28 protein-coding genes are annotated in these 23,947 nt (G+C 66.4%); 10 read left to right on the forward strand and 18 right to left on the reverse strand.

The features are described from left to right. Positions 1-9 precede the first annotated feature (9 nt). The 3 genes from trhO to AC1RT8_RS05610 all read left to right on the forward strand — a co-directional run bounded on the left by trhO (position 10) and on the right by AC1RT8_RS05610 (position 2,607). Complete coding sequence (gene trhO / locus AC1RT8_RS05600; RefSeq protein WP_493074568.1) at positions 10-957, forward strand: oxygen-dependent tRNA uridine(34) hydroxylase TrhO; 948 nt, start codon at positions 10-12, stop codon at positions 955-957. An 85-nt stretch (positions 958-1,042) separates the two neighbouring features. Beyond that, positions 1,043-1,393: a YciI family protein gene (locus AC1RT8_RS05605; protein ID WP_493074569.1), complete on the forward strand. Its 351-nt coding sequence runs from the start codon at positions 1,043-1,045 to the stop codon at positions 1,391-1,393. Beyond that, positions 1,390-2,607 carry an RNA polymerase sigma factor gene (locus AC1RT8_RS05610; RefSeq protein ID WP_493074570.1) on the forward strand — a complete coding sequence of 406 codons (1,218 nt, stop codon included), beginning with the start codon at positions 1,390-1,392 and terminating at the stop codon, positions 2,605-2,607. Before AC1RT8_RS05605 ends, AC1RT8_RS05610 begins: the two co-directional genes overlap by 4 nt. A 4-nt stretch (positions 2,608-2,611) precedes the next feature. Here the strand turns inward: AC1RT8_RS05610 and AC1RT8_RS05615 are convergent, their stop codons facing one another. Genes AC1RT8_RS05615 through AC1RT8_RS05630 form a run of 4 tightly spaced genes read right to left on the reverse strand, consistent with a single transcriptional unit; the run spans position 2,612 to position 5,516 of the window. Continuing rightward, positions 2,612-4,030: a coniferyl aldehyde dehydrogenase gene (locus AC1RT8_RS05615; RefSeq protein ID WP_493074571.1), complete on the reverse strand. Its 1,419-nt coding sequence runs from the start codon at positions 4,028-4,030 to the stop codon at positions 2,612-2,614. A gap of 34 nt (positions 4,031-4,064) precedes the next feature. Further along, positions 4,065-4,514 (reverse strand): hypothetical protein, encoded by a 450-nt coding sequence (locus tag AC1RT8_RS05620; RefSeq protein ID WP_493074572.1) that lies wholly within the window; start codon positions 4,512-4,514, stop codon positions 4,065-4,067. Then, positions 4,511-5,266 (reverse strand): prepilin peptidase, encoded by a 756-nt coding sequence (locus tag AC1RT8_RS05625; RefSeq protein WP_493074573.1) that lies wholly within the window; start codon positions 5,264-5,266, stop codon positions 4,511-4,513. Before AC1RT8_RS05625 ends, AC1RT8_RS05620 begins: the two co-directional genes overlap by 4 nt. Continuing rightward, positions 5,259-5,516, reverse strand: a complete 258-nt coding sequence (locus tag AC1RT8_RS05630) for a hypothetical protein (RefSeq protein ID WP_493074574.1) — start codon at positions 5,514-5,516, stop codon at positions 5,259-5,261. The genes AC1RT8_RS05625 and AC1RT8_RS05630 overlap by 8 nt, the downstream gene beginning before the upstream one ends. A gap of 120 nt (positions 5,517-5,636) precedes the next feature. On the opposite strand from AC1RT8_RS05630, the gene AC1RT8_RS05635 reads away from it, so the two are divergent. Both AC1RT8_RS05635 and AC1RT8_RS05640 read left to right on the forward strand, forming a co-directional pair. Next, positions 5,637-6,056, forward strand: a complete 420-nt coding sequence (locus AC1RT8_RS05635; RefSeq protein WP_493074575.1) for an acyl-CoA thioesterase — start codon at positions 5,637-5,639, stop codon at positions 6,054-6,056. A gap of 222 nt (positions 6,057-6,278) precedes the next feature. Further along, positions 6,279-7,466: an acetyl-CoA C-acyltransferase gene (locus AC1RT8_RS05640; RefSeq protein WP_493074576.1), complete on the forward strand. Its 1,188-nt coding sequence runs from the start codon at positions 6,279-6,281 to the stop codon at positions 7,464-7,466. Here AC1RT8_RS05640 and AC1RT8_RS05645 read toward each other — a convergent pair. From AC1RT8_RS05645 to AC1RT8_RS05655, 3 genes are all read right to left on the reverse strand, one after another. After that, on the reverse strand, positions 7,463-7,936 hold the full coding sequence (locus AC1RT8_RS05645; RefSeq protein ID WP_493074577.1) for a phage baseplate assembly protein V: 474 nt from the start codon (positions 7,934-7,936) through the stop codon (positions 7,463-7,465). The two genes, AC1RT8_RS05640 and AC1RT8_RS05645, sit on opposite strands and share 4 nt — an antisense overlap. 373 nt (positions 7,937-8,309) lie before the next feature. Continuing rightward, positions 8,310-8,765, reverse strand: coding sequence for a GNAT family N-acetyltransferase (locus tag AC1RT8_RS05650; protein ID WP_493074578.1), 456 nt, complete (start codon positions 8,763-8,765; stop codon positions 8,310-8,312). A gap of 9 nt (positions 8,766-8,774) precedes the next feature. Continuing rightward, complete coding sequence (locus tag AC1RT8_RS05655; RefSeq protein WP_493074579.1) at positions 8,775-9,278, reverse strand: SH3 domain-containing protein; 504 nt, start codon at positions 9,276-9,278, stop codon at positions 8,775-8,777. Between the two features lie 104 nt (positions 9,279-9,382). Between AC1RT8_RS05655 and AC1RT8_RS05660 the strand changes: the two genes are divergently transcribed. Then, a complete protein-coding gene (locus tag AC1RT8_RS05660; protein ID WP_493074580.1) occupies positions 9,383-10,372 on the forward strand; it encodes a 2-hydroxyacid dehydrogenase in 990 nt (329 codons plus the stop codon). Here AC1RT8_RS05660 and AC1RT8_RS05665 read toward each other — a convergent pair. Beyond that, positions 10,369-11,220 carry an ABC transporter permease gene (locus tag AC1RT8_RS05665; RefSeq protein ID WP_493074581.1) on the reverse strand — a complete coding sequence of 284 codons (852 nt, stop codon included), beginning with the start codon at positions 11,218-11,220 and terminating at the stop codon, positions 10,369-10,371. The genes AC1RT8_RS05660 and AC1RT8_RS05665 overlap by 4 nt on opposite strands. A 63-nt stretch (positions 11,221-11,283) precedes the next feature. Between AC1RT8_RS05665 and AC1RT8_RS05670 the strand changes: the two genes are divergently transcribed. Together AC1RT8_RS05670 and parE are read left to right on the forward strand one after the other, a co-directional pair. Beyond that, positions 11,284-11,979, forward strand: a complete 696-nt coding sequence (locus AC1RT8_RS05670; protein ID WP_493074582.1) for a GcrA family cell cycle regulator — start codon at positions 11,284-11,286, stop codon at positions 11,977-11,979. Positions 11,980-12,142: 163 nt separating this feature from the next. Further along, positions 12,143-14,122, forward strand: coding sequence for a DNA topoisomerase IV subunit B (gene parE, locus AC1RT8_RS05675; protein WP_493074583.1), 1,980 nt, complete (start codon positions 12,143-12,145; stop codon positions 14,120-14,122). 8 nt (positions 14,123-14,130) lie between these two features. Here parE and AC1RT8_RS05680 read toward each other — a convergent pair whose 3' ends face one another. From AC1RT8_RS05680 to AC1RT8_RS05700, 5 genes are read right to left on the reverse strand one after another with little or no spacing between them, the layout of a single operon-like run. After that, positions 14,131-14,385, reverse strand: a complete 255-nt coding sequence (locus AC1RT8_RS05680; protein WP_493074584.1) for a hypothetical protein — start codon at positions 14,383-14,385, stop codon at positions 14,131-14,133. Beyond that, entirely contained in the window at positions 14,382-14,915 is a 534-nt protein-coding gene (locus tag AC1RT8_RS05685; protein WP_493074585.1) for a GNAT family N-acetyltransferase, read from the reverse strand. The genes AC1RT8_RS05680 and AC1RT8_RS05685 overlap by 4 nt, the downstream gene beginning before the upstream one ends. Beyond that, a complete protein-coding gene (locus tag AC1RT8_RS05690; RefSeq protein WP_493074586.1) occupies positions 14,912-15,703 on the reverse strand; it encodes a LysR family transcriptional regulator in 792 nt (263 codons plus the stop codon). The genes AC1RT8_RS05685 and AC1RT8_RS05690 overlap by 4 nt, the downstream gene beginning before the upstream one ends. Next, entirely contained in the window at positions 15,700-16,098 is a 399-nt protein-coding gene (apaG, locus tag AC1RT8_RS05695; protein ID WP_372852104.1) for a Co2+/Mg2+ efflux protein ApaG, read from the reverse strand. The genes AC1RT8_RS05690 and apaG overlap by 4 nt, the downstream gene beginning before the upstream one ends. Next, positions 16,095-17,300 carry a trans-sulfuration enzyme family protein gene (locus AC1RT8_RS05700; protein ID WP_493074587.1) on the reverse strand — a complete coding sequence of 402 codons (1,206 nt, stop codon included), beginning with the start codon at positions 17,298-17,300 and terminating at the stop codon, positions 16,095-16,097. Before AC1RT8_RS05700 ends, apaG begins: the two co-directional genes overlap by 4 nt. A gap of 225 nt (positions 17,301-17,525) precedes the next feature. Between AC1RT8_RS05700 and AC1RT8_RS05705 the strand changes: the two genes are divergently transcribed. Together AC1RT8_RS05705 and AC1RT8_RS05710 are read left to right on the forward strand one after the other, a co-directional pair. Further along, on the forward strand, positions 17,526-18,815 hold the full coding sequence (locus AC1RT8_RS05705) for a glycosyltransferase family 39 protein (RefSeq protein WP_493074588.1): 1,290 nt from the start codon (positions 17,526-17,528) through the stop codon (positions 18,813-18,815). Positions 18,816-18,885: 70 nt separating this feature from the next. Further along, positions 18,886-19,101 carry a hypothetical protein gene (locus tag AC1RT8_RS05710; RefSeq protein ID WP_493074589.1) on the forward strand — a complete coding sequence of 72 codons (216 nt, stop codon included), beginning with the start codon at positions 18,886-18,888 and terminating at the stop codon, positions 19,099-19,101. Between the two features lie 8 nt (positions 19,102-19,109). On the opposite strand, the gene AC1RT8_RS05715 is transcribed toward AC1RT8_RS05710, so the two are convergent. The 5 genes from AC1RT8_RS05715 to AC1RT8_RS05735 form a co-directional block, all read right to left on the reverse strand. Continuing rightward, positions 19,110-20,213, reverse strand: coding sequence for a glycosyltransferase family 2 protein (locus AC1RT8_RS05715; RefSeq protein WP_493074590.1), 1,104 nt, complete (start codon positions 20,211-20,213; stop codon positions 19,110-19,112). After that, positions 20,213-21,250, reverse strand: a complete 1,038-nt coding sequence (gene leuB / locus AC1RT8_RS05720; protein ID WP_493074684.1) for a 3-isopropylmalate dehydrogenase — start codon at positions 21,248-21,250, stop codon at positions 20,213-20,215. The genes AC1RT8_RS05715 and leuB overlap by 1 nt, the downstream gene beginning before the upstream one ends. A 119-nt stretch (positions 21,251-21,369) precedes the next feature. Beyond that, positions 21,370-21,996, reverse strand: coding sequence for a DNA repair protein RecO (gene recO / locus AC1RT8_RS05725; protein WP_493074591.1), 627 nt, complete (start codon positions 21,994-21,996; stop codon positions 21,370-21,372). Between the two features lie 36 nt (positions 21,997-22,032). Further along, positions 22,033-22,944 (reverse strand): GNAT family N-acetyltransferase, encoded by a 912-nt coding sequence (locus AC1RT8_RS05730; protein WP_493074592.1) that lies wholly within the window; start codon positions 22,942-22,944, stop codon positions 22,033-22,035. Then, positions 22,941-23,897, reverse strand: coding sequence for a polysaccharide deacetylase family protein (locus AC1RT8_RS05735; RefSeq protein ID WP_493074685.1), 957 nt, complete (start codon positions 23,895-23,897; stop codon positions 22,941-22,943). Before AC1RT8_RS05735 ends, AC1RT8_RS05730 begins: the two co-directional genes overlap by 4 nt. Positions 23,898-23,947 lie beyond the last annotated feature (50 nt).

The following is a 23,947-nucleotide window of genomic DNA, read 5'->3' on the forward strand; positions in this document are numbered from 1 at the left end:
CGGACCCGGATGGCCGACAGCCCCAACCCCCTGCGCGTGAGCGCCCTGTATCGTTTCGCGCGCTTCCCCGATCCGGCCGCGTTGCGCGATCCGCTGGCCCAAGCCTGCGAAGAGAACGGCATCAGGGGCACGATCCTGTTGGCGAAGGAAGGCATCAACGGCACTATCGCCGGCGCGCCCGGCGCGATCGAGCGCGTGATCGACCATATCCGCACTTTGCCCGGCTGCGCCGATATCGAGGTCAAGGACAGCCATGTGGGAAAGATGCCGTTCCATCGCATGAAGGTCCGCCTCAAACGCGAGATCGTGACGATGGGCGAACCCGATATCGATCCGCTGGAAGAGGTCGGCCATTATGTCCCGCCCGCCGATTGGAATGCGCTGATCGATGCGCCCGGCACGATCCTGATCGATACCCGCAACGATTATGAAGTCGCGATCGGCACCTTCGCCGGCGCGATCGACCCCAAGACTCACAGCTTCCGCGATTTCCCTGCGTGGTTCCGCGCGCACCGCGAGGACTTCGAGACGGCGCCGAAGATCGCCATGTTCTGCACTGGCGGCATCCGCTGCGAAAAGGCGACCGCCTTCCTCAAGGCCGAGGGGCTGGACGAAGTCTATCACCTCGAAGGCGGCATCCTGAAATATCTGGAAGAGGTGCCCGCCGGGGAAAGCCGATGGGAAGGCGAATGCTTCGTCTTCGACCAGCGCGTCGCGGTGAAGCACGGGCTCGAGATCGGCACCCACGCGCTGTGCCACGGCTGTCGCATGCCGGTTAGCCCGGAGGACCAGGCGTCTCCGCTCTATGTCGAAGGTTTGAGCTGCCCGGCCTGCCATGATTCCCGCGACGAAAAACAGCGGGCAAGCTATGCCGAACGCCATCGCCAGGAGCGGCTCGCCGAAGCCCGGGGCGAGGCGCATGTCGGGCGGCGTTTTCCGGAAGGCGATTCAAAATAAATTTTCGGGGCCTGTCGAATCCCCCGCTCACCGCCCGTCTCCGCTATACGATCGCAGGACGCGATCGCAGATGGAGGACCGACCGATGCAATATATGCTCCTGATCTATGAAGACGAGGCCGCCTATGGCGACAGGCATGACGGCCCCGCCGTCATGGAGATCGTCCAGCGTCATATGGCGTTCGGCGGCGAGCTGGGCGAGCAGCGCAAAGGCGGCGCAGGCCTGATGCCGACCAGCATGGCCACTACCGTTATGACCCGCTCGGGCGCGCAGACCATCCATGACGGCCCCTTCGCCGAGACCAAGGAGCAGCTCGGCGGCTTCTACATTATCGATGCAGCCGATCTGGATGCGGCCATCGCCATCGCGAAGAAGCTCCCGATCTATGCCGACGGATCGGTCGAGATCCGGCCGCTGCTCGGCGGGACCGATTGAGTCACGCGCTCGACCGGGCCGCGCGCGATCACGGCGCGCGGGTGCGTGCCGCGCTCGCGGCCCGGTTCCGCGATCTCGATATCGCCGAGGAGGCATTCGCCGAGGCCTGCGCCCGGGCGGCGGCGGCCTGGGCGACCGAATCCCCACGCGATCCGGCGGCATGGCTCTACCGCGTCGCCGAGCGGGCCGCGCTCGACATGGTGCGGCGGCGCGCGGTGCGATCGGGCGCCACGTTGCCCGATCCCGAGCCGGCGCCCAGCCCGGAGGAGGAAGCAATGGCCGACACCAGGCTGATCCCCGACGAGCGGCTCAAGCTGATCTTCGTCTGCTGCCATCCGGCGATCCACCCAGAAGCGCGCGCGGCGCTGACGCTCAAGCTGGTCTGCGGGCTTTCGACTCCGGAGATCGCGCGGGCGTTCCTGTTGCCCGAACCAACGCTGGCGCAGAGGCTGGTGCGCGCGAAGAACAAGATTGCCGGTGCAGGCGTACCCTTCGAGGTGCCCGGCCCCGACGCCTGGCCCGACCGGCTCGACGCAGTGCTGAGCACGATCGAGATCGCTTACGCCAAGGCGCATGAAGATGGCGGCGGCAGCGGCCGGCATGCGGGCTATGCGCGGGAGATGCTGGGCATCACCGTCACGCTCGCCGCGCTGGCACCGAACGAACCCGAGGTGCTGGCGCTGGCCGCAACGATATGCTTCGCCGAGGCGCGGCGGCCGGCGCGGGTGGATGCCGCCGGGCTGATGGTACCGCTCGACCGTCAGGATCCGGCGGCATGGGACAAGGCGCTGATCGCCGAAGCGCGCCCTTATCTTGCGCGAGCGCTTGGTGCCGGGCCGCCGGGAAGGCGCGCTCTGCAAGCGCTGATCCATGCGGAATGGTGCGTCCGAGCGACGTTGAATGAGCCGGCGCCTTGGCGGTCGGTGCTCGTGCTGTACGATGCGATGCTGGCGCTGCGGGACGATGCCATCACCCGGCTCAATCGTACTGTGGCGCTTGCCGAGATCGCCGGGCCGGAGATGGCGCTGGAGGAAGTCGACGCGCTGGACGCGCCGGGGCTCGCGGATTTCCTGCCCTATCACGCCGTCCGAGCCGACCTGCTCGCCAGGATCGGCCTGCCCGACGCTGCCCGAGAGGCCTATGATGCGGCCTTGAAGCTGGGTCCCGAGCGCGCCGAACGGCTATGGCTGGAAGCCCGGCGAGCCGGGCTATGACGCCCTACCCCTTCATCTGCCGCGCGACCGCCTTCATCGTGGCCTTGCCATAGGGCGGCTTGAGCCCCGCGATCTTCGCCACATCGAGCTTCACCTGCTTGTAGATGCTCTTGGCATGGCTGAACGTCCTGAACCCGTCCAGTCCGTGATAGGCACCCATGCCGGAAGGCCCGACCCCGCCGAACGGCAGATCCTCCATGCTGATATGGAAGATAACATCGTCGAGCGTGACGCCGCCCGCAATGGTGCGATCGAGCACCTGGCGGCGCTCCGTCTCGTCGCTGCCGAAATAATAGAGGCCCAGCGGCCGATCGCGGCGGTTCACCTGGGCGATCGCGTCACCGATCCCGTCATAGCGGCGCACCGGCAGGATCGGCCCGAAAATCTCCTCCTGCATCACGGCCATGTCGTCGGTCACGTCGGTAACGATGTGCAGCGGCATTTTCCGCGCATTGGACGCGCCGAAATCCTCGTTCGCCGGATTGACCGCCTCGACCTTCGCGCCCTTTGCCCGGGCGTCGTCGAGCAGCCCGTTGAGCCGTGCGAAATGCCGGTCGTTGATCACCGAAGTGTAGTCGGAATTGGCGAGCAGGGTCGGATACATCGCCGATGCCGCTGCCTTCAGCCCGCTGACCACCGCCGCCTCCTGCGCTGCCTCGACCAGCATGTAATCGGGTGCGAGGCAGATCTGCCCGGCATTGAGCATCTTGCCCAGCGCCACCCGCTCGGTCGCCTTGGCGAGGTCGGCCGACTTGCCGATGATCACCGGCGACTTGCCGCCGAGCTCCAGCGTGACGGGCGTCAGATTGTCCGCCGCCGCGTGCAGGATATGCTTGCCGACCGCCGTCGCGCCAGTGAAGATCAGGTGATCGAACGGGAGTTCCGCAAACGCCTTGCCGACATCAGGCCCACCCGAGACGAAGGCGAGTTCGTCAGCTGCGAAATAATCACCCACGATCTCCTCGAAAAGTGCGGCGACACGCGGCGTATATTCGCTGGTCTTCACCATCGCGCGGTTGCCCGCAGCGAGCACGCCGGCGAGCGGCGACATGACGAGATTGACCGGGAAATTCCACGGCGCGATCACCCCGACCACGCCCTTGGGCTGATATTCGATCCACGCCTTCGCGCCGAGCAGGCCGAGCGGGAACAGCACCGGCCGTTTTTCCGGCCGTGCCCATTTCTCGACCGATTTGAGCGCATGATTGATCGGCGCGATCGAGCTGGCGATGTCGGTCAGCATCGATTGCTCGCGGCTGCGATGGCCGAAATCCTCGCTCAGCGCATCGCAGAACTTCGCGGCATTGTCGCTGACCATCGCCGCGGCGCGCTTCAGCCGGTCCTTGCGCACGACGATCGACACCGGCAGCTCGGCCATGAACGCGACGCGTTGCCTAGTGAGGATTTCCTGCATCGTCGCCATCGTCTCTCTCCCCTGCCCGCCGTTCGGCGCGGCTTCATGCAACGCAGCCGATCAGCCCGGCCACCGGCACCACGAGGCTGTCCTGACCCGTCCGGTCGACCCGGAGCGTCGCCTCCGGCACCGAAGCGCCATCCTTCAGGTCGCCGCGAGTCACGATGGACATGGTCAGCACCGCGGTCACGTCGCCCGCCTGATATTGGGTCGTGCCGGCAAAGCCGAAGCCACCCGGGTCATGCTGTTCGGTGCGCGGCAGATCGGTCAAGGTGCCGCCGATCGACAGGCGGAGCTGCGCCGGATCGGCCCCCGCCATCGCGACCAGTGCGCGGGTCCCGCTCGCCGTCCACAGGAACGCGGCGCAGCCGGCCTTGGGCAAGGCCTGGGCCGGAATCGCGCCGATCGGCAGGCCGTCGATCGAGGCCGGCGGCGGAGTCTGGGCGGAAGCGGCGCCGGCGAACAGCAGCGGCAGGATCGCGAAAAACCTCATCCGCCCGATCCTAACAGGAACAACCATGCCGGGTAAGCGGCGATCGCAAGCAGCGCGCCGAACGGCATGCGGTCGTCGAGCTTCGCGGCGCGGCCGCGCACCATCCCGACCAGCACGAAGGCGAGACCGGTCAGCGCCGCCAGCAGCAGCACCGCCGGCAGCATCCGCCATCCGAGCCACAGCCCGATCGCGCCCAGCAGCTTGGGATCGCCCCCGCCCAGCCCTTCCCGGCCGCGGAGCCGCTTGTAGGAAAAGCCGATCAGCCAGAGCGATCCGAAGCCGGCGGCACCGCCGATCAACCGGTCGGCCAGCGGCGGCTCGACCCCGGCGATTCCCGCCACCAATCCGGCGAGCGCCAGCGTCAGGGTCAGGGGGTCGGGCAACCAGAAATCGGTGACATCCAGCGCGGCAAGCGTCAGCAGCAGCCAGCCGAACACCGATCCCGCCAGAGCTTCAGGGCCCGGCACGACCAGCCCGGCAATCACGCCGATGCCGAGCGCGGCAAGCTCGATCTGCCAGTGCAACGGGTCGATCCGGGCGTCGCAACGGCGGCACCGCCCCCTCGCCAGCGCGGCGCTGACCAGCGGGATCAGGTCGCGCGGCCCCAGCACCGCATCGCACCCGTCGCAACGCGACCGACCCCTCAATACTGACCGGTCTTGCGGCCAGCGGATCACGATCGTGGCGAGGAAACTGCCGATCACTACGCCCAGCATCCCCAGCGCGACCGGCCAGAGCCAGAGGTCAGCCATTGGGCTTCTTGCGGATCAGATAGCGATACACGCCGAACAGGTTGATCCCGAACAGCACGATATTCTGCGTGCCGAGCGCGAAATCCTTGGTCAGCACCGACCCGGAAATCCAGGCGACCGACGACGCGAGGAACAGCACGAAGCCCCAGCCCGTCACTTTCCGCCCGAGATCGAGCGAAACCATGCCCGCCGCGATCATTCCGCTGCCCGAGGCGAACCATTTGAGCACGATGGTGAGCGTGTCTTCCATCGCATGGCGATACCCGCCCCCGGCCCCCGCGTCATGCCCAAGTTGGTGCGCCGAATCTTTACGACGAATGCCCGCGCATCGCTCTCGCCAAAACTTGCCGTTTACGGTAAGGTAAGCCCCATGCCCGACCCCATCTATGCCTCGCACAGCTATGCCATCGCGATCGATGCGACCGACATCGATTTCATGGGGCATGTGAACAATGCGAGCTACCTGAAATGGGTTCAGGAAGCGGTGATCAATCATTGGCAGCGCTTTGCTCCGGCCGATGCCGTCGCCGCGCACCTCTGGGTCGCGCTGAAGCATGAGATCACCTATCGCAAGCCGACCTTCCTCGACGACGACGTGATCGCCACCGTGCTGCTCGAAAAGGTCCAGGGCGCCCGGGCCTTTTACGAGACGATCATCAAGCGCGGCGAGGAAGTGCTGGCCGAGGTCAAATCGAGCTGGTGCTGCCTCGACGCCGAAACGCTCCGCCCCGCGCGGCTCGCCCAGAACGTGATCGAGCGTTTCTTCAAGGCCGACACCAGCGCTGCCTAAGCCCTTCTCACTTCGTCACCCCGGACTTGTTCCGGGGTCCACTGTGCCGCAAACCAAGCGCCGATGAGTCTGCGGGATCGTGGATGCCGGAACGAGTCCGGCATGACGCCAGGGGACTAATGGGCCCTGCAAAACCGCAGTGCCGTCCTGCATCGCGGCGGTTTGTAATCGTGCGCGCACGCGCCTAGATCGCCGGCATCTTCTCCCAGCCGGAGCAAAAGCATGTCCGCCGATCCGATCGTCATCCTGTCCTATGCCCGCACCCCGATGGGCAGCTTCCAGGGATCGCTCAGCGGCGCGACCGCGACCGAACTGGGCGCGACCGCGGTCGGCGGCGCGGTCGAGCGCGCGGGGCTTTCGGGCGAGGCGATCGAGCGCATCTATATGGGTTGCGTGCTGCCCGCCGGTCTCGGCCAGGCACCGGCGCGCCAGGCGGCGCTCAAGGCGGGCCTGCCGGACCATATCGAGGCGACGACGGTCAACAAGATGTGCGGATCGGGCATGCAGGCCGCGATCATGGCGTCCGACGCGCTGGCCGCCGGCTCCGCCGACCTGATCGTCGCTGGCGGCATGGAGAGCATGACCAACGCGCCCTATCTCTCGCTGCGGCACCGCGGCGGCGCCCGGATCGGCCATGACCGGCTGATGGATCACATGTATCTCGACGGCCTCGAGGACGCATATGAGCCCGGCAAGCTGATGGGCAATTTCGCCGAGGATACCGCCGCCGCCTATCAGTTCACCCGCGCGCAGCAGGACGATTTCGCCATCGCCTCGCTCGAGCGCGCGCAAAAGGCGCAGAATTCGGGTGCCTTCGACCGCGAGATCGTGCCGATCGAGATCGCCGGCCGCAAAGGCCCGACCCAGGTCACGCAGGACGAGCAGCCGGCCAAGGGCGATGCCTCGAAGATTCCGACGCTCCGGCCCGCCTTCTCGAAGGACGGCACGATCACCGCGGCCAATGCGTCCTCCATCTCGGACGGCGCGGCGGCGCTGGTGCTGACGCGCGCCAGCGTGGCGGAGAAACTCGGCCTCGATCCGGTCGCGCGCATCGTCGCGCATGGCGCCCACGCCCATGCCCCGGCGCTGTTCACCACCGCTCCGGTGTTCGCGATGCGCAAGACGCTGGAGAAAGCCGGCTGGTCGGCGGACGACGTCGACCTGTTCGAGGTCAACGAGGCCTTCGCCGTCGTCGCGATGATCGCGATGCGCGACCTGGGCATCAGCCATGACCGCCTCAATATCCATGGCGGCGCCTGCGCGCTCGGTCACCCGATCGGCGCCTCGGGCGCCCGGGTCCTCGCGACCCTGCTCTCGGCGCTGCGGACGACGGGCGGCAAACGCGGCGTGGCGTCGCTCTGCATCGGCGGCGGCGAGGCGACCGCGATGGCGGTGGAGTTGATGAACTAAGGGCGCGTTAGGTCCTTGCCCTGCAGCGACAAACTGCCCTGGGCGACGATGGAGATATCGGTCTTCGCGGTGAGCTTGATCGCGGCGGCACTGTCGATCGTGACCCCGCTCGCCGCCATGGTGACGATGCTGCCGCTCTTGTCCCTAAGCGTCACCGTCTCGGCCTTGTCGTCGAGCCGGACGGATTGTCCGCCCGGGGTCGATATCTCGATCGCGCCGGCCTCGAAGATATCGATCCGCGCCTTGGAGCGCATCACGATCGATTTCTGACTGTTAGCCGCATCGGGGATAAACGGCGGCGGCTTCTGCTTGCTGTAGAGGCTGCCGATGATCAGCGGGAAACGCGGATCGCCGTTCATGAAGGCGATGACGACTTCGTCCCCGACCTCCGGATAGAAAACCGCGCCGACACCCTTCGACGCATAGAAGCTGCCCAGCCGGGCCCAGACGCCCGTGCTCGCCTGAAGCATCGGCGAGGTCGCTTGATTCAATCAGCGCGATGAACATGGCACCATGCGATCGAAGGGAGGCTTCCGTAGCGCCCTCCAGCTATTTCTCATGACCCGCGTCCGTTGGACGTTCGGCGGTCCCTGTTCTTTCCAGGCGCCTCGCTGTTCCGGGCAAAAACGCTCCCTGTTCCGCGCGAATTCCTCCCTGTTAATCAGGAACAGGGAGAATGACCACCAAGCAGCTGAGTTATAGAGAAAATATCTCCAACAAAGTTGGAGATAACAGGGAGAGAAAAATCTTCGCCCTGTTCCCTCCCTGTTACGTGGTGGAACAGGGTGGGTTTGTGCCCCGGATAGCCCCGCCGGGCGATCGCTCCGACGGAGGTTCGTCGCCCTACAGCTCCAGCCGATAGTAGCGGCTGAACGTCGTATCGACATAGTCGGCGAACGGCCCGCACGGCGCGAACCCCGCTTGTTCGTATAGCGCGCGAGCCGGCGCGAAGGGCGGGTTCGAGCCGGTCTCCAGGCTCAGCCTCTTATAGCCCCGCGCCCTGCCCTCGGCGATCAGGTGATCGAGCATCGCCGCCGCCACGCCCTTGCGCAGATGCGCCGGCGCGGTGCGCATCGATTTCAGCTCGCCATGATCGGCATCGAGCCGCTTCAACGCGCCAAGGCCGAGCAGATCCTCGCCCTCCCAGGCCGACCACAGGGTCAACGCCGGATCGCCCAAGCCCGTCAGGTCGAGCGCGAAGACGCTGCCGGGCGGTGAGTTCTCAAAGGCGGAGCGTAGATGCAATTCGAGCAGGGCGATGACGTCGAGGTGAGTCAGGTCGTCGCGAACGATCCGCATGCCCCGAGATCAGCTCAACGTCTCGTCCGCCGTCACGCCCCAGAGATGGTTCGCCTCGACATACCCCCCCTGCCCGCGCACGTCGAAATAGCACCAGCCCCGCGCGCATTTGCTCAAGCGGCCGACCACGCCGGGCTCGACCCGCCACACCACCCGCCCGCCATAGCGCGGCGAATCGCGCAGCTCGGCGATGGTGCCCATCACCAACCCGGTGCGGGTATCGCTGATCAGCGTGCCCATCATCCAGCCTTGCGTGCCGCTCGGGTCCTCGATCTTGATCCAGGCGCCGCGATCGTAAATGTCGATCACCTTCACCGGCAGGTCGGCGCGCTGGTAGAGCCAGCTCGCCGGATAGGTCTTGCCCGGGCCGGTGCGCATCCGCGCCTTGCCGGCCACGATCGACGCGAAATAGGGCGTCTTCTTCTGGACCAAAGCGGCGAGTGCCGGCGCGACCGCTGACGCAGCCAGGCTGGCCGCGACTGCCGCAAGCACGATACTCGTCCCGAAACGCATATTTGGTCTTCCCCTGATCGGGATTCGTTTACCCTGTTCGACGTGCGCGCTTCAACCAAGTTGACGAGGGCAAAAGCCTTCGCCAAGCCGGATTCATGCCCGAAATGAGACGCGTCCCGAAACCCAAGGTCAACGTCACCCGCGAACTCGCCGATATGGTGATGGAGCGGATGGAGCAATTGTTCGACACGACGAACAACCGCGGCGACGTGCCGATGGACCGCGCGCGGCTGGCCGAGGCGATGGCGGATTGCGATGTGTTCGTGCCGACCGTCACCGATTCGATCGACGCGGCGTTGATCGAGGGCGCGGGCGAGCGGCTGAAGCTGATCGCCAATTTCGGCGCCGGCGTGAACCATATCGACCTGAAGGCGGCGCGCGCGCGCGGCATCGTCGTCACCAACACGCCGGGCGTGCTGACCGAGGATACTGCCGACATCACCATGGCCCTGATCCTCTCGGTCCCCCGCCGCCTCGCGGAGGGTGAGCGGCTGGTGCGCGACGGCCATTGGAAGGGTTGGGCGCCGAGCGGGATGCTCGGGCATCGCATCGGCGGCAAGGCGCTGGGCATCGCCGGCATGGGCCGGATCGGTCGCGCCGTCGCCAGGCGCGCCCAGGCCTTTGGCCTGTCGATCCACTACAACAACCGCCATCGCCTGCCCGAATCGGTCGAGGCGGAATTCGGCGCGATCTGGCACGACACGCTCGACGACATGCTGGGAGCGATCGACATCCTGACGATCCACACGCCGCGCAACGCCGATAGCGAGAACATGATCGACGCGCGGCGGCTCGGGCTGATGCGTCCCACCGCCTGCATCGTGAACACCGCCCGCGGCGGCATCGTCGATGAGGATGCGCTGATCGACGCGCTGGAGAATGGCCGGCTGGCCGGCGCGGGCCTCGACGTGTGGAAGTTCGAGCCCGAGATCGATCCGCGCATGCTGGCGCTGCCCAACGTCATGCTGATCCCGCATATGGGTTCCGCCACCTATGAGGGCCGCATGGCGATGGGCGAGAAGGTGATCGCCAATATCCGCATGTGGGCCGACGGCCACCGCCCGCCCGACCAGGTGCTGGAAGGCTGGGTCTAGTTCTTCAGCTTCCAGCCGCTGCGCAGCAGACGATAGCAGAGGATCCCGAGCGCGATGTCGAGCGCCAGGATGATGATGCTGCCTAGCAGCACGGGCGAGTCGGCCGTGCCGAGGAAACCGTAGCGAAAGCCCGAGATGATATAGAAGAACGGGTTCACATGGCTGAACACGCGGAACGCCGGGGCGAGATGGTCGACCGAGTAGAAGGTGCCCGAAAGCAGGGTCAGCGGCGCGATGAAGAAATTCTGCACCGCGGCGGCGTGATCGAACTTCTCCGCCCAGATCGAGGTCAGGATGCCGATCAGCGCGAGGAACACCGCGCCGAGCAGCCCGAACCACAGGATCGCGATCGGATGGCTCGGGGTGACATGCACGCCCGGCCACAGCGCCATCGCCAGCCATACGGTCAGCCCGACGCAGAAGGCGCGGGTCACGGCCCCGCCGACCATCGCGGCCAGCAATTCCGAAGTCGACAGCGGCGGCATCAGGTAATCGACGATCGTTCCCTGGATCTTGCCGACCAGCAGCGAGAAGCTCGCATTGGCGAAACTGTTCTGCAGCATGCCCATCACGATCAGGCCCGGTGCGATGAAATCGGCGAAGGGAACATCGACGCCGCCGACATGAACCGGACGTTTTCCGCCGGTCGCGACGGTGAAAATGATCAAAAACAGCAGAGTCGTGATCGCCGGCGCCCATACCGTTTGAAGCTGCACCTTGAAGAAACGGCGCACCTCCTTGATATAGAGCGTTCGAAGACCGCCCCAATTGACGTTTCTGATCACGGGAACGCCGGGGGCGTTCATCACCGCCGACTGGATTTCGCCGATTGGGGGCTGGCTGCTCATCGCGGACGCGCTAATAGCTGCCGCCGCCGCCCGCAACCCGGCAATGCGACTTGAGGAATAAAGATGGCCTGGACCGACGAGCGAATCGATACGCTGAGGAAGATGTGGGAGGCAGGCCAGACGGCCAGCCAGATCGCCGAGCAGCTTGGCGGCGTCAGCCGCAACGCCGTGATCGGCAAGGCGCATCGGCTCGGCCTGCAATCACGCCCGTCGCCGGTGAAGCCGAACGAGCCCGACAAGGCCGCTGCGGCCGCGTCCGCGCCGGAACCCAGGCCAGCGCCGCCCAGGGCGCCGGAGCGTGCCCCTGTGCCCGCACCCGCGCCGATCGTGGCGAAGCCCGTGGTCGAACTCGACGAGGAAGAGGATGACGACGATATCGAGGGCGATGTCGAAACCATTGCAGCACCGCCCGCCCCGCCCCAGCCGATCATGCGCTCGGTCGGCCCCGGCGGCTTCCTGCGCCAGGCTCCCGGCGAGCAACAGGCGCCGATCACCCCCGCCCCGCCCCGCCGCCTCGTGCCGGCCAAGCCGTCGGCCGACATGGCGGGCAAGACGACCTTGCTCGATCTCAACGACAAGATCTGCAAATGGCCGCTCGGCCACCCCGGCGAGCCCGATTTCCACTTCTGCGGCGACAAGGTGAACCCGGGCTTCCCCTATTGTGTGGCGCATTGCGGCCATGCCTATCAGGCGCAGCTCCCGCGCCGCGATCGCCGCCCGCCGCCGCCGCTGCCCTTCGGCGGCCCGCGGGTTCGCTGACTTTATTCCCTCCCCCGGCGGGAGAGGGAGGGAGCCGCGTAGCGGCGGAAGGGTGAGGGCGATACTCGCGTCCAAGTCACCCTCATCCGGCGCTACGCGCCACCTTCTCCCGACGGGAGAAGGATTCTTGCGCTCGTGACTCACCGGACCCTATAGCTCTTCCATGGCCGAAGACCTTTTCGCTTCCTCATCCAAAGCAACCACCGATTACGACGCCTCCTCGATCGAGGTGCTGGAAGGGCTCGAACCCGTCCGGCGACGGCCGGGCATGTATATCGGCGGCACCGACGAACGCGCGCTGCACCATCTCGCTGCCGAGGTGCTCGACAATGCGATGGACGAGGCGGTCGCAGGCCATGCCACCCGGATCGAGGTGACGCTCGAACAGGGCAACCGGCTGACGATCGTCGACAATGGCCGCGGCATGCCGGTCGATCCGCATCCCAAATTCCCGGGCAAGTCAGCGCTCGAAGTGATCATGTCGATGCTGCATTCCGGCGGCAAGTTCGACGGCAAGGCCTATGCGACCTCGGGCGGCCTGCACGGCGTCGGCGTGAGCGTCGTCAACGCGCTGTCTTCAGACACGACCGTCGAGGTCGCACGCAACCGCGAACTCTATCGCCAGCGCTTCTCGCGCGGCATCACGCTCGGGCCGCTCGAATCGCTCGGCGGCACGCCCAACCGGCGCGGCACCTCGGTCAGCTTCGTGCCCGACGAGGAGATTTTCGGGCCGGAGATGCACTTCAAGCCGGCCCGGCTCTACAAGCTGGCGCGCTCCAAGGCCTATCTGTTCGCCGGCGTCGAGATCCGCTGGAAATGCGCGCCCGAGCTGGTCAGCGACGATACGCCGCCCGAAGCCGTCTTCCAGTTCCCCGGTGGCCTTGCCGACCATCTGCGTGAACAGATCAACGGACGCGAATGCGCCACTGCGGATTTCTTCACCGGCAACCAGGAATTCTCCGACGGCAAAGGCCGGGTCGAATGGGCAGTCGCCTGGCCGCTGTGGAGCGATGGATCCTATAGCTGGTACTGCAACACCATCCCCACCCCCGATGGCGGCACGCACGAGGCGGGCCTGCGCGCAGCCCTGGTCAAGGGCATTCGCGGCTTCGGCGATCTGGTCGGGCAGAAAAAGGCGAAGGAGATCGCGCCCGAGGACGTGATGACCGGCAGCGAGCTGATGCTCTCGGTCTTCATCCGCGAGCCGCAATTCCAGAGCCAGACCAAGGACCGGCTGACTTCGCCCGAAGCGGCCGTGCTCGTCGAGAAGGCCGTGCGCGACCATTTCGACCATTATCTCAGCAACAATATGGAGCGCGGCAAGGCGCTGCTCGGTTATGTGCTGGAGCGGATGGACGAGCGCCTGCGCCGCAAGCAGGAGCGCGAGGTCAAGCGCAAGACCGCGACCTCGGCACGGAAGCTGCGGCTGCCCGGCAAGCTCACCGATTGCTCCGCGGACGACCCCAAGGGCACCGAGATCTTCATCGTCGAGGGCGATTCGGCCGGTGGTTCGGCCAAACAGGCGCGCGACCGCAAGACCCAGGCGATCCTGCCGATCCGCGGCAAGATCCTCAACGTCGCCTCGGCCACCTCGGCCAAGATCCTGGCCAATCAGGAGATCGCCGACCTGATCCAGGCGCTGGGTTGCGGCACTCGCAAGGACTGTATTCCCGACAATCTGCGCTACGAACGCATCGTCATCATGACCGACGCAGACGTGGACGGCGCGCATATCGCGACCCTGCTGATGACCTTCTTCTTCCAGGAGATGCCGGAGCTGGTCCGGCGCGGGCACCTCTACCTCGCCCAGCCGCCGCTCTACCGCCTGACCGCGGGCACCAAGAGCCTCTACGCGATGGATGACGCCCACCGCGCCGCGATCGAGGCGAACGAGTTCAAGGGCAAGAAGGTCGATGTCGCGCGCTTCAAGGGCCTCGGTGAGATGAACCCGATGCAGCTTCGCGAAACGACGATGGACCCGAAGACCCGCGGCATGCTCCGCATCACCCTGCCCCAGGAATATGAGGAGCGCGCGGTGGTGAAGGATCTGGTCGACCGGCTGATGGGCAACAATCCCGCGCACCGCTTCGCCTTCATCCAGGAGAATGCCGCGCGGATGGACGAGGACGCGATCGACGCCTGAACGGCGCGTCAGTCCTTCATGCGCTGCTGATGATAGCGGGTGCGGATCGCAATGGCCGCCAGCATGTTCAGCACACCAAGCGCCAGCGCGGCCAGCGGAATGGCGGAGGGCATTTGCGGCGCCCATTTGCTGCGGACGATCGCCAGCACTGCCCCCAGAAGCGCAAATGCCACGCCGGTATAGCGTAGTGGCTTGGCCACCCCCTGCAGCTCGCGTCGATAGGCGGCGCGCTGGGCGTGGTCGCTGAGGTCGGGCTTCGTCATGACTGTTTCCATTCCTCCGCGAGCAGGCCCCAGACCAGGCTGTCGCGGACTCCGATATGCGTTTCCCACTCACCCCGCAGCCGGCCTTCGAGCGTGAAACCGAGCCGCGTGAGCAAGACGTTCGAGGCCGTGTTGTCCGGGTCGGTATCTGCAAAGACGCGGCGCTGGCCCGAGGCGAAAAGATGGCCGATCAGCGCCGACACCGCCTCGCGCGCGATACCGCCGCCCCAGGCCGCGCGTTCCAGCACATAGCCGATCTCGCTGACCTTGCCCTGGCGCTTCTCTCCCGTCGCGACATAGCCGATGGCGCGGTCGTCGCCCTTGCGGGTGATCGCCCAGGCGTACCAGCCGGACCAGAGTTCGCCCGGCGCGAAATTCTCGCGCACTTCCTCGACCGTGGCGAAGGGCGCGCGCGACCACCAGGTCATCAATTCCGCATCGGAGAGTGTCGGGAAGAGCGACTCAGCATCGTCTATTGTGCGCTCGCGCAGGCGGAGCCGTTCGGTCTCGATGACCGGAAGGTCGCTCACGCCGTCAGTGCGTCGACCAGCGCCCGCACCTTCTTCTGACGCCATTGCGGCAGCGGGGCGACGATCCAGTAGCCGAGCGCCGATGGCCGCGGATCGCCGATGATGACGACCCGCCCCGAAGCAAGGTCGGCCGCCGCCAGCAGCTCGGGTACGGTCGCCCGGCCAAGCCCCTGCGCCGCGGCGTCGATCGCCAGGCCAGCGTCGCCCACGCGGACGAGCGAGACGTCCGGATCGTTGAGACAGCCCGGCCAGGAAATGCGCGTGTCGATGCCGCCGCCGGGCCGTTCGATCGTGACCATGCCCTCGGATTCGAGCGCTTCGCCTTCATGCTCGCCCGGGCCGTCGCCCCAGCGGATCGCGAGATCGAGGTTCGCTTCGGTGAAGTCGATATCGTCGTCGGCGGAAACCAGCACGAAGCGCAGTTCGCCGTCGGCGCGCGCGATCTCGGCAAGGCGTGGCATCAGCCATTTCTCGGTCAGGTCGCGCGGTGCTGCGATGGTCAGCGACTTGGAGGTCTGCCCCGCCTGCATGGCGCGGACTGCCTCCTCGAACTGAAGGAACCCGTGGCGCAGCGCGGCAAGGCCCGCCTCGCCCTCCGGCGTCAGTTCAAGGCCCTTGGTAGTGCGGCGGAACAGGACGACGCCGAGCGTGTCCTCCAGCGCGCGGATCTGCTGGCCGACCGCGGCTGGCGTGACGGCAAGCTCGTCGGCGGCGCGGGTGAAGGACAGATGCCGTGCGGCGGCGTCGAGCACGCGCAGGCCGTTGAGCGGGAGATGAGTCCGCTTCACGCCCCCACCGCCGGCGCCAGCAGCGCGAATTTGGGAATGTCGACGTCGAACGCCGAACCGTCTTCGCCAAGCATGTGATAGCTGCCCTGCATCGACCCGGTCGGAGTCGCCAGCGGGCAACCCGAGACATAGTCGAAGCTGCCGCCCGGGAGGATCAGCGGTTGCTCGCCGACCACGCCTTCGCCCTCGACCGTGTGGCGCGCACCGCGGCCATCCGTGATGATCCAGTGACGGGTGAGCAACTGCACCGCCATCTCGCCCTCATTCTCCAGCCGGACATGATAGGCCCAGAACCAGCGGCCGCGGCCCGGCTCCGACTGTTCGGGGAGATAGCTGACCGAGACGCGCACGATCACCCCGCGCGTTTCAGCGACATTGGGGAAGAGCGCCTTCACAGCCCCACCGCCCGGAGCGCGCCGTCGAGATCCTCGATCACGTCCTCCGGATCCTCCAGGCCGACATTGAGCCGGAGCATGCCCTCGGTGACGCCCATCTCCAGCCTCTTCTCTTCGGCCACGCCCGAATGGGTGGTCGAGGCAGGATGCGTCATCAGCGAGCGCGAGTCGCCGATATTGTTCGAGATATCCACCAGGGTAAGCGCATCGAGCAGCCCGTGCGCCTGTTCCCGGCCCTCGACCTCGAAAGCGAAGATCGGGCCGCACGCATCCATCTGCGCCATGGCGAGATTATGCTGCGGGTGGCTCGGCAGGCCGGGATGGAGGATGCGCGGCACGCGGCCTTCCAGGAAGGAGCCTACCTTCAGGCTGTTCTCGCTCTGGCGGCGGATGCGCAGGTCGAGCGTCTCCAGGCCTTTGAGCACCACCCAGGCGTTGAACGCGCTGAGCGTCGGACCGGTGTTGCGCGTGAAAGGCAGCAGCGTGTTGTTGATGAAATCTTCGGTCCCGCAGACGGCGCCGGCGAGCACGCGGCCCTGCCCGTCCATCATCTTGGTCGCGGAATAGGCGGTGACGTCAGCGCCGAACTCCAGCGGCCGCTGCAGCGCGGGCGTGGCGAAGGCATTGTCGACGACGCTGACGATGCCGTGCGCGCGGGCGATGTCGCAGACCGCCTTGAGATCGACGACGTCCATCGTCGGGTTGGCCGGCGTTTCGAAGAAGAAGACCTTGGTCTCGGGCCGGACCGCATCGGCGAATTGCTGCGGATCGCGCGCGTCGACGATGGTCACGCCGATCCCGAATTTGGGCAGCAGCGTATCGGTGAGCCAGCGGCATGAGCCGAAAGCGGCGCGCCCGGCGACGATATGGTCGCCGGTCTGGAGTTGGCAGAGCAGCACCGCGGTCATCGCCGCCATGCCGGTCGTCATCGATCGGCATGCCTCGGCGCCTTCGAGCAGCGCGATACGCTCCTCGAGCATCTGCACCGTCGGGTTCTGCAGGCGCGAATAGGTCATGCCGACCTGATCGCCCGCGAAGCGCGCCGCGGCGTCGCCGGCGCAGTCATAGGCATAACCCGAGGTCAGGAAGAGCGCTTCCGACGTCTCGCCCCATTCGGAGCGCGCGGTGCCGCCGCGCACGGCCTGGGTGGCGGGGCGCCAGTTGCTGGTGATCGAGCGATCTTGTCCGGTACGGCGTTTCATGCGGGACGCTTTGCCGGGACGGATTGCCCTGCGTCAATGGGCGACTCCATCTTCCCCCTCCCTTTCAAGGGACGGGTTAGGGGTGGGTGCGCGCGTCTGCGCGCCAAAAAAGACTCGTTCCTCCTAGCCCGAAGCGCCGATCGGGGCATCGAGCCCCGCTCGACGCTCACCCACCCCTTCTCCCCTCCCTTGAAAGGGAGGGGAGAAGAAGGAATACGCATTTTGATGCCCGCCGAGTCGCAGCCCCGCCCATACCGCGCCGCCGCGATCATTGGCTTTGTCGCGCAGTTGCTGTTCAGCTTCCGACTCACCACGCCGCACAAGCTGGTGTTCGACGAAACCCATTATGTCGCCGCGGCCCGCGTGCTGATGCAACTGAGCGGCCCCTCCAACATCGAGCATCCCTTGCTGGGCAAGGAACTGATCGTGCTCGGCATGCTGATCTTCGGCGACAACAGCCTGGGCTGGCGGATCATGTCGACCTTCGCGGCGACCGCCGTCGTGCTTGGCATCTTCGCTATCCTGTGGCTGCTGTTCGGACGGGTGCGGACAGCGACGATCGGTGCGCTGTGCGTGCTGCTCAACATCACCGTGTTCATCCAGGCGCGGATCGGCATGCTCGACGGGTTCATGGCGGCGTTCGTCGTCACGGGCATCGCGGCGCTGCTCTGGGCGATGCGCGCGCCGCCCGGCAAGACATGGCGGCGCTGGCTGCTCGGCGCGGCGCTGCTCGGCCTGGCCGTGGGTACGAAATGGGCGGCCGTGCCCTATATCGCCTATGCGGCGATCGCCCTTGTCGTGGTCCGGTTGAACGACGGGCGGGCGCGCAAACGGTCGATCTACGCCGCACTCAACCCCGGCGACCAGACCTATTGGCCCGGCCTTCCCGTAGTGCCCGCGCTGTTCGCGCTCGGCGTGGTGAGCGTCGCCGTCTACGCCCTCACCTTCCTCCCCGCCTTCTTCTACGCGCAGTTTCCGCTGACGGCCGGCGACTTCATCAAGTTCCAGATGCAGATGTACGCGTCGCAGACCCAGGTCCTGCCGCCGCACACCTACCAATCGAGCTGGCCGACCTGGCCGCTGATGATCCGGCCGATCTGGTATCTGTACGAACCGGTCGACGGGGCGATGCGCGGCATCTTCATGGTCGGCAACCCCGCGATCCTGTGGGGCGGGCTGATCGCGGTGGCGGCGTGTCTTTATGCGTGGATACGCGACGGATCGGGTCGGATGCTGGCCGTCGCGATGCTGTGGATCGGTTCCTACGCGGTCTGGGCCGTCATCCCGAAGTCGCTCGGTTTCTTCTATTATTATTACCTGTCGAGCATCTTCCTGGCATTGCCATTGGCCGCCGTGTCCGACCGGTTCGCCAAAGGGCGATACGCGCATTGGGACGAGGCGTTCCTGGTCCTCGCCTTTTGCCTGTTCGCCTATTTCTACCCGATCATTTCGGCGATGCCGCTCGGCAACCCGCAGGATTTCCGCTACTGGATGTGGTTCCCGACCTGGCCCTAACGGTCAGTCAGCGAGGGTTCAGCGGCGCCGCCACAGCCTGGCGCCGGCGGACACGGTGAGGGAGCACCCGATGCGGGCGTTGGTGGCGATCGGCATGGTGGCGATGCTGTGCGGCTGCTCGACCTTCGACAGGCCGAACGACCCGCCCTACCCGCCAAGGGAAGCAACCACCCGCAAGCCGCCGCGCGAACCGAAGGTGGAGCGTTGGACTCAGCGGCAGCGCGATTGCGAAGTCGGCGACCGGAAGGAGCAGCGGCGCTGCATCATGCCCTATCCGGACGAATGAGGCCCCCCTCAGTAGCGTCCCCACGTAAACCGCGAGGACAGCGCGTAATTCCACACCGCGCCGACCATGATTCCGGCTAGCGCCGAGAACGCCCAGGTGTCCGACTGTGCGTCATAGAGGAACGCCGCGACGCCGACATTGGCGATCGCGCCGACCGAGCAGACCACGCAGAACGACACCCAACCCTCGAACAACTGCTTGGCGCCCTTCAGGCGCCCGTCGCGATAGGTCAGCGCGTTGTTGAGGAAGAAGTTGAAGGTCATTGCGACGATGGTCGCGATGATCGTCGAGACAAGGAAACCGAACTCGAGTTCCTTGAACAGCGGCCCGAGCACGAGGAAATGGACGCCCGCGCCGAGCGCCCCGATCGCGGCGAACATGGCGAAACGCACCGGCACCACCCGCCCGAACATCCGGTCGTAGATCGCGATCAGATATTCCATCGCGACGACGTGATCGAGCTTGCTCTCTCCCTCGGTGCGCAACCGGAAGGTGTAGGGCACCTCCTCGAATTTCAGCGGGCGCGGGTTGGACGTCATGATGTCGAGCAGGATTTTGAAGCCGATCGCCGACAGGTGCGGCACGGCATCGCGCACGAGCTGGGTGCGGATCATGAAGAAGCCGCTCATCGGATCATTGAGATCGGCCTTCAGTATCCGGCGTGAGAGCTTGGTTGCAAAAGCGGATTTCGCGACGCGGTCATGATCCCAGTCGCCGGTCCCGCCGCCCTCGACGAAGCGGGATCCGATGACGAGATCCAGGCTTTCATCCTGCAGCAGCCGGTCGAGCATGGCCGGCAGGATCGTCTCGTCATGCTGCATGTCGCCGTCGATCACCGCGACGATCGGCGCGGCGGTGGCGCACATGCCCTCGATACAGGCCGAGGAGAGGCCGCGACGACCGATACGCTGAACCACGCGGACTCGCCGGTCGATCCGCGCGATCTGGCGTGCCACCCCCGCAGTGCCGTCCGGGCTGTTGTCGTCGACGAAGATCGCTTCCCACTCGTGGCCCCGGAGCGCTGCATCGAGCTTGGCGATGAGCAGCGGCACGTTGCCCGCCTCGTTGAAGGTCGGGATGACGATCGCGAGGTCGAGCAACGGTGCGGTCATCAAAGCGCCGCCAGCACCGCATCCGCCATGCCGCGGGTCGAAAGTGTTCCACCGAGATCGCCGGTACGCGCGCCATTCGCCAACGCAGTCGCGACCGCCGCCTCGATCCGGTCGGCGGGCTCGGGCATGTTGAGCGAGAAACGCAGCATCATCGCGGCGGACAGGATCGCGGCGGCCGGATTGGCCTTGCCCTGCCCGGCAATGTCGGGCGCACTGCCATGGATCGGCTCGTACAGGCCCTTGCCGTCGGCATCGAGCGCTGCGGACGGCAGCAGGCCGATCGAGCCGACACACATGCTCGCCAGATCCGACAGGATGTCCCCGAAGAGATTGCCCGTCACGATCACATCGAACTGACCAGGATCGCGCACCAACTGCATTGCCGCATTGTCCACCAACATGTGAGTCAGCGTGACATCCGGATATTGCGCCGATGTTTCCACCACGACATCGCGCCACAATTGCGACGTCTCCAACACGTTCGCCTTGTCGATCGAACAGAGCTTGCCACACCGGCGCTGCGCCGCCTGAAAACCGGAATGAGCGATGCGCGAAACCTCGCTCTCGTCATAGCTCATCACGTCATAGCCTTCGCGCAGGCCCGCGGGCGTGGTGCGCATGGCCTTTTCGCCGAAATAGACGTCACCGTTAAGTTCGCGGAGGATCAGCAGGTCGATCTTCCGGGCGATCTCGGGGCGGAGCGAGGACGCGTCCTCAAGGCCCGGAAAGAGCTTGGCGGGGCGCAGATTGGCGAAGAGCGTGAGTTCCTTGCGCAGGCCGAGGATCGCCTGTTCCGGGCGCAGGCTGCGTTCGAGATTGTCGCAGGTCGGGTCGCCGACCGAACCGAACAGGATCGCGTCGGCGCGCTTCGCGAGATCGAGAGTCTCGGGCGGCAGCGGGTGGCCGGTGGTGTGATAGGCGATGCCGCCGACCAGCCCCTCTTCGAACGACAGGCCGAGATCGAGTGCCTCGAGCACGCGGCGTGCCTCTGCGGTGACTTCGGGGCCGATGCCGTCTCCGGGCAGGATTGCGATCAGGGGCACGAGGACTCCGTTCGGGCTGGGCGTGTCGAAGCTCCGTTCTTCTTCGACAGCGGACAGGATGGCCCTTGTTCAGGACGAACGGAGTGAGCCGCCCTTTGCCGCCCGGGCGCGACTCACGCAACCGCCCTTTTCAGCCGGTCGATCAGCCGCGCTCGCGCTGCGAGGGTTTCGGCGCGGCGATCGGTGAGGATATCGCTTTCCAGCGCCTCTCCGGTGAGGCGCAGCGCGGCGAGGATATCGAGCCAGTCCGCCTCGCCGCCGGTACGCAGGATATCTGGCAGGCGATCGGGTTCGAGGCCGTAGCCGAGCTCGGCGAGCAGCAGCAGTTCGTAGCGGGCGAGCGCCACGGCCCAGCCGCGCGCGGCGGGCGCTGCTTCGATCGCGCCGATCACGCCGTTCAGCGCGCCGTGGAGGCGCGGATAGGGTTGCGCCTCGGGCAAGGCAGTCGCGGTGAGTGCGGTGACCCATTCGAGCGCGGCGGCGGGGAGCGGCTCGGCGAAGAGCGGGGCGCGGCTGTGGATCAATTCGACGGTGAGGCCGGCAAGCTGATTCTCGGTGCGGGCGCGCCATTCGCCGAGGATGAGGTTTGCCGGCTGCAGGATCGGACGGATATGGCGCGAGCGACCGCCGCGGACATAGCCAGGCTGCAGACCATGTTCCGCAGTGAGCGCGCGGACGATTGCGCCGTGCTCGCCATGCTGGCGGATTGCGAGGACCAGGGCTTCAGCGCGGAGATGCATCGACTGCCCTTAGCGCTCTCCCGCGGGAAAAGTGAATCAGGAGCGGCGGATCTTCTTCGCGATTTGCTGCAGACCGAACTTCTCGACGGTGCGTTTGCCGAAGGCGGCGGTGCGGTCGAAGGCGCCGAGTGCCATGGTCGTGAGCCGGTTCGCGAGGCTGGCGCGGAGGAGGAGCATGTCGAGGCAGTCGACGCCGCCGGTGGAGAACTGGCGCTTGTGCTGGCCGTCGCCTTCGGTGAAGTCGAAGCGGCTCAGCCCGACGCCGAACAGGTCGCGCATCGCCTCCATGTGCAGCACGCCGCCCGGGGAGAGATCCGAAAAGGCGGGATCGTGCCCGACATGGTCATAGCGGACGACACCCGCACTGATCGGGCAATAGAGATAGGCTGCGGGCTCACCGGCGATGTAGAGCAGCCAGCCGCGCACCGAATCCGCCGCCGCGAGCTGATACATGGAGCGCAGAAAGGCCGAATCGTCGGGCAGGCCGTCGCCGAGCAGCTTCTCCTGATAGGTGCGCATCGAGATCCGCCGCGCGACATCGTGGAAGGCGGTCATCTCGTCGGGCGTACGGAAACGGCGGATGTCGAGCTGCCCGCCCGAGACGGTCGCGACCTTCTTCGCCTTGCGCTTCAGGCTGGAGCGCGCGTTGGACGACATGGTGTCGAGCCAGGCGTCATAGCCCGTGGTCAGATCGGTATAGCGACGGGTGTAGCGCTGCCGCACGAACGCGATCATCCCGCCGGCGGCGAAGGCCATGGCGTCGCGGCGATCCTCGGGCAGCGACGTGATCTGATAGCCGTGTGCACTGCGATCGAGTGGGGGCAACACGGGCAGCCGCCCCTCCAGCGCCTCGTCGAGCGTCATCGGCACACGGACGAGCTGACGCTGGATCGAGGCGAGCGTGCGCGCGCCGATCTGGAAGCGGAGCGGCATCGGCACCGCGTTCATGCCGCGCGCTCCTCGACCATGTTCGACCAGAGCTGTTCGGCCTGGCGCCAGCGGGTGCGAAGCGAATTGGGGCCGAGCGGGGCATCGGCGCGGCCCAGGCGCAAGGCGGGCCGGTCGGCGAAGTGCGTGGTGGGGAGCAGTTCGGCCCATTCCCCGAGCAGCGAACACAAGGCCTCGAAGCGGCGGACATGGACGGCGTTGGCGCGGGTGCCGGAGCGATTGGCCAGCTCGAAGCCATGGCTGACGATCGTCACCACGGCATGATCCTCCATCGCGGCATGTTCCAGCGCGGCGCGCTGCTCGCCGGCCGACAGGGCGCAGATCTGGAAGTTGCGGAGTGCCCCCGGGCGATCCTCGATCAGAGTCACCGGCACCTCGATCAGTCCCTCGCGCTCGACCGGCGCGATATGGGTCGGCGGCAACCCGATGGCGCTGGGCCAGGGGTGCTCGGCGCCATTGTGGCTGCTGTCATAGGCGAAGCCAAGCGTGGCGAGCGCGCGCAGCGTATCGTCATTGGCGCTGTAGCTGCCGGCACGGAAGGCGATCGGATCCGGCGCGCCCGCCGCGATCAGCAGTTCGGTGGCGCCGGCGATCAGATCGTGCTGCTCGCTCTCGGTATAATCGACCATCTCGAACCGGCCGAAGCTCGCGCCGCCATCGCCGTGCTTCGCGCCGGTCCAGTGCGGGTGGAGGTGAAGCTGCACCTCCTGCCCCGCATCGAGGATCGTGCCGATCACGCGGCGGGTCGGCTCGAGCCCGAAGATCAGGGCGGGCATCGGATCGACGAAGAAGCACGCCTTGAGCCCGTGCCGCGCGAGCATGTCGAGCTGATAGGTCACGCCGACCCCGGCGGGCTCCATCGAGCGATCATAGATCGCCGCGCGGTCGAGTCCGTCGATATGGTGGCGCCACATCAACTCGGTATCGACGGTAAGGAAGACGGGCGTAGGCATCGCCACCGGGTTCTAGGGGCCGCTAGTGAAAATTCTTTCAACGTCCTTTC

Source organism: Sphingomonas sp. GW821-FHT10F11, assembly GCF_058809095.1.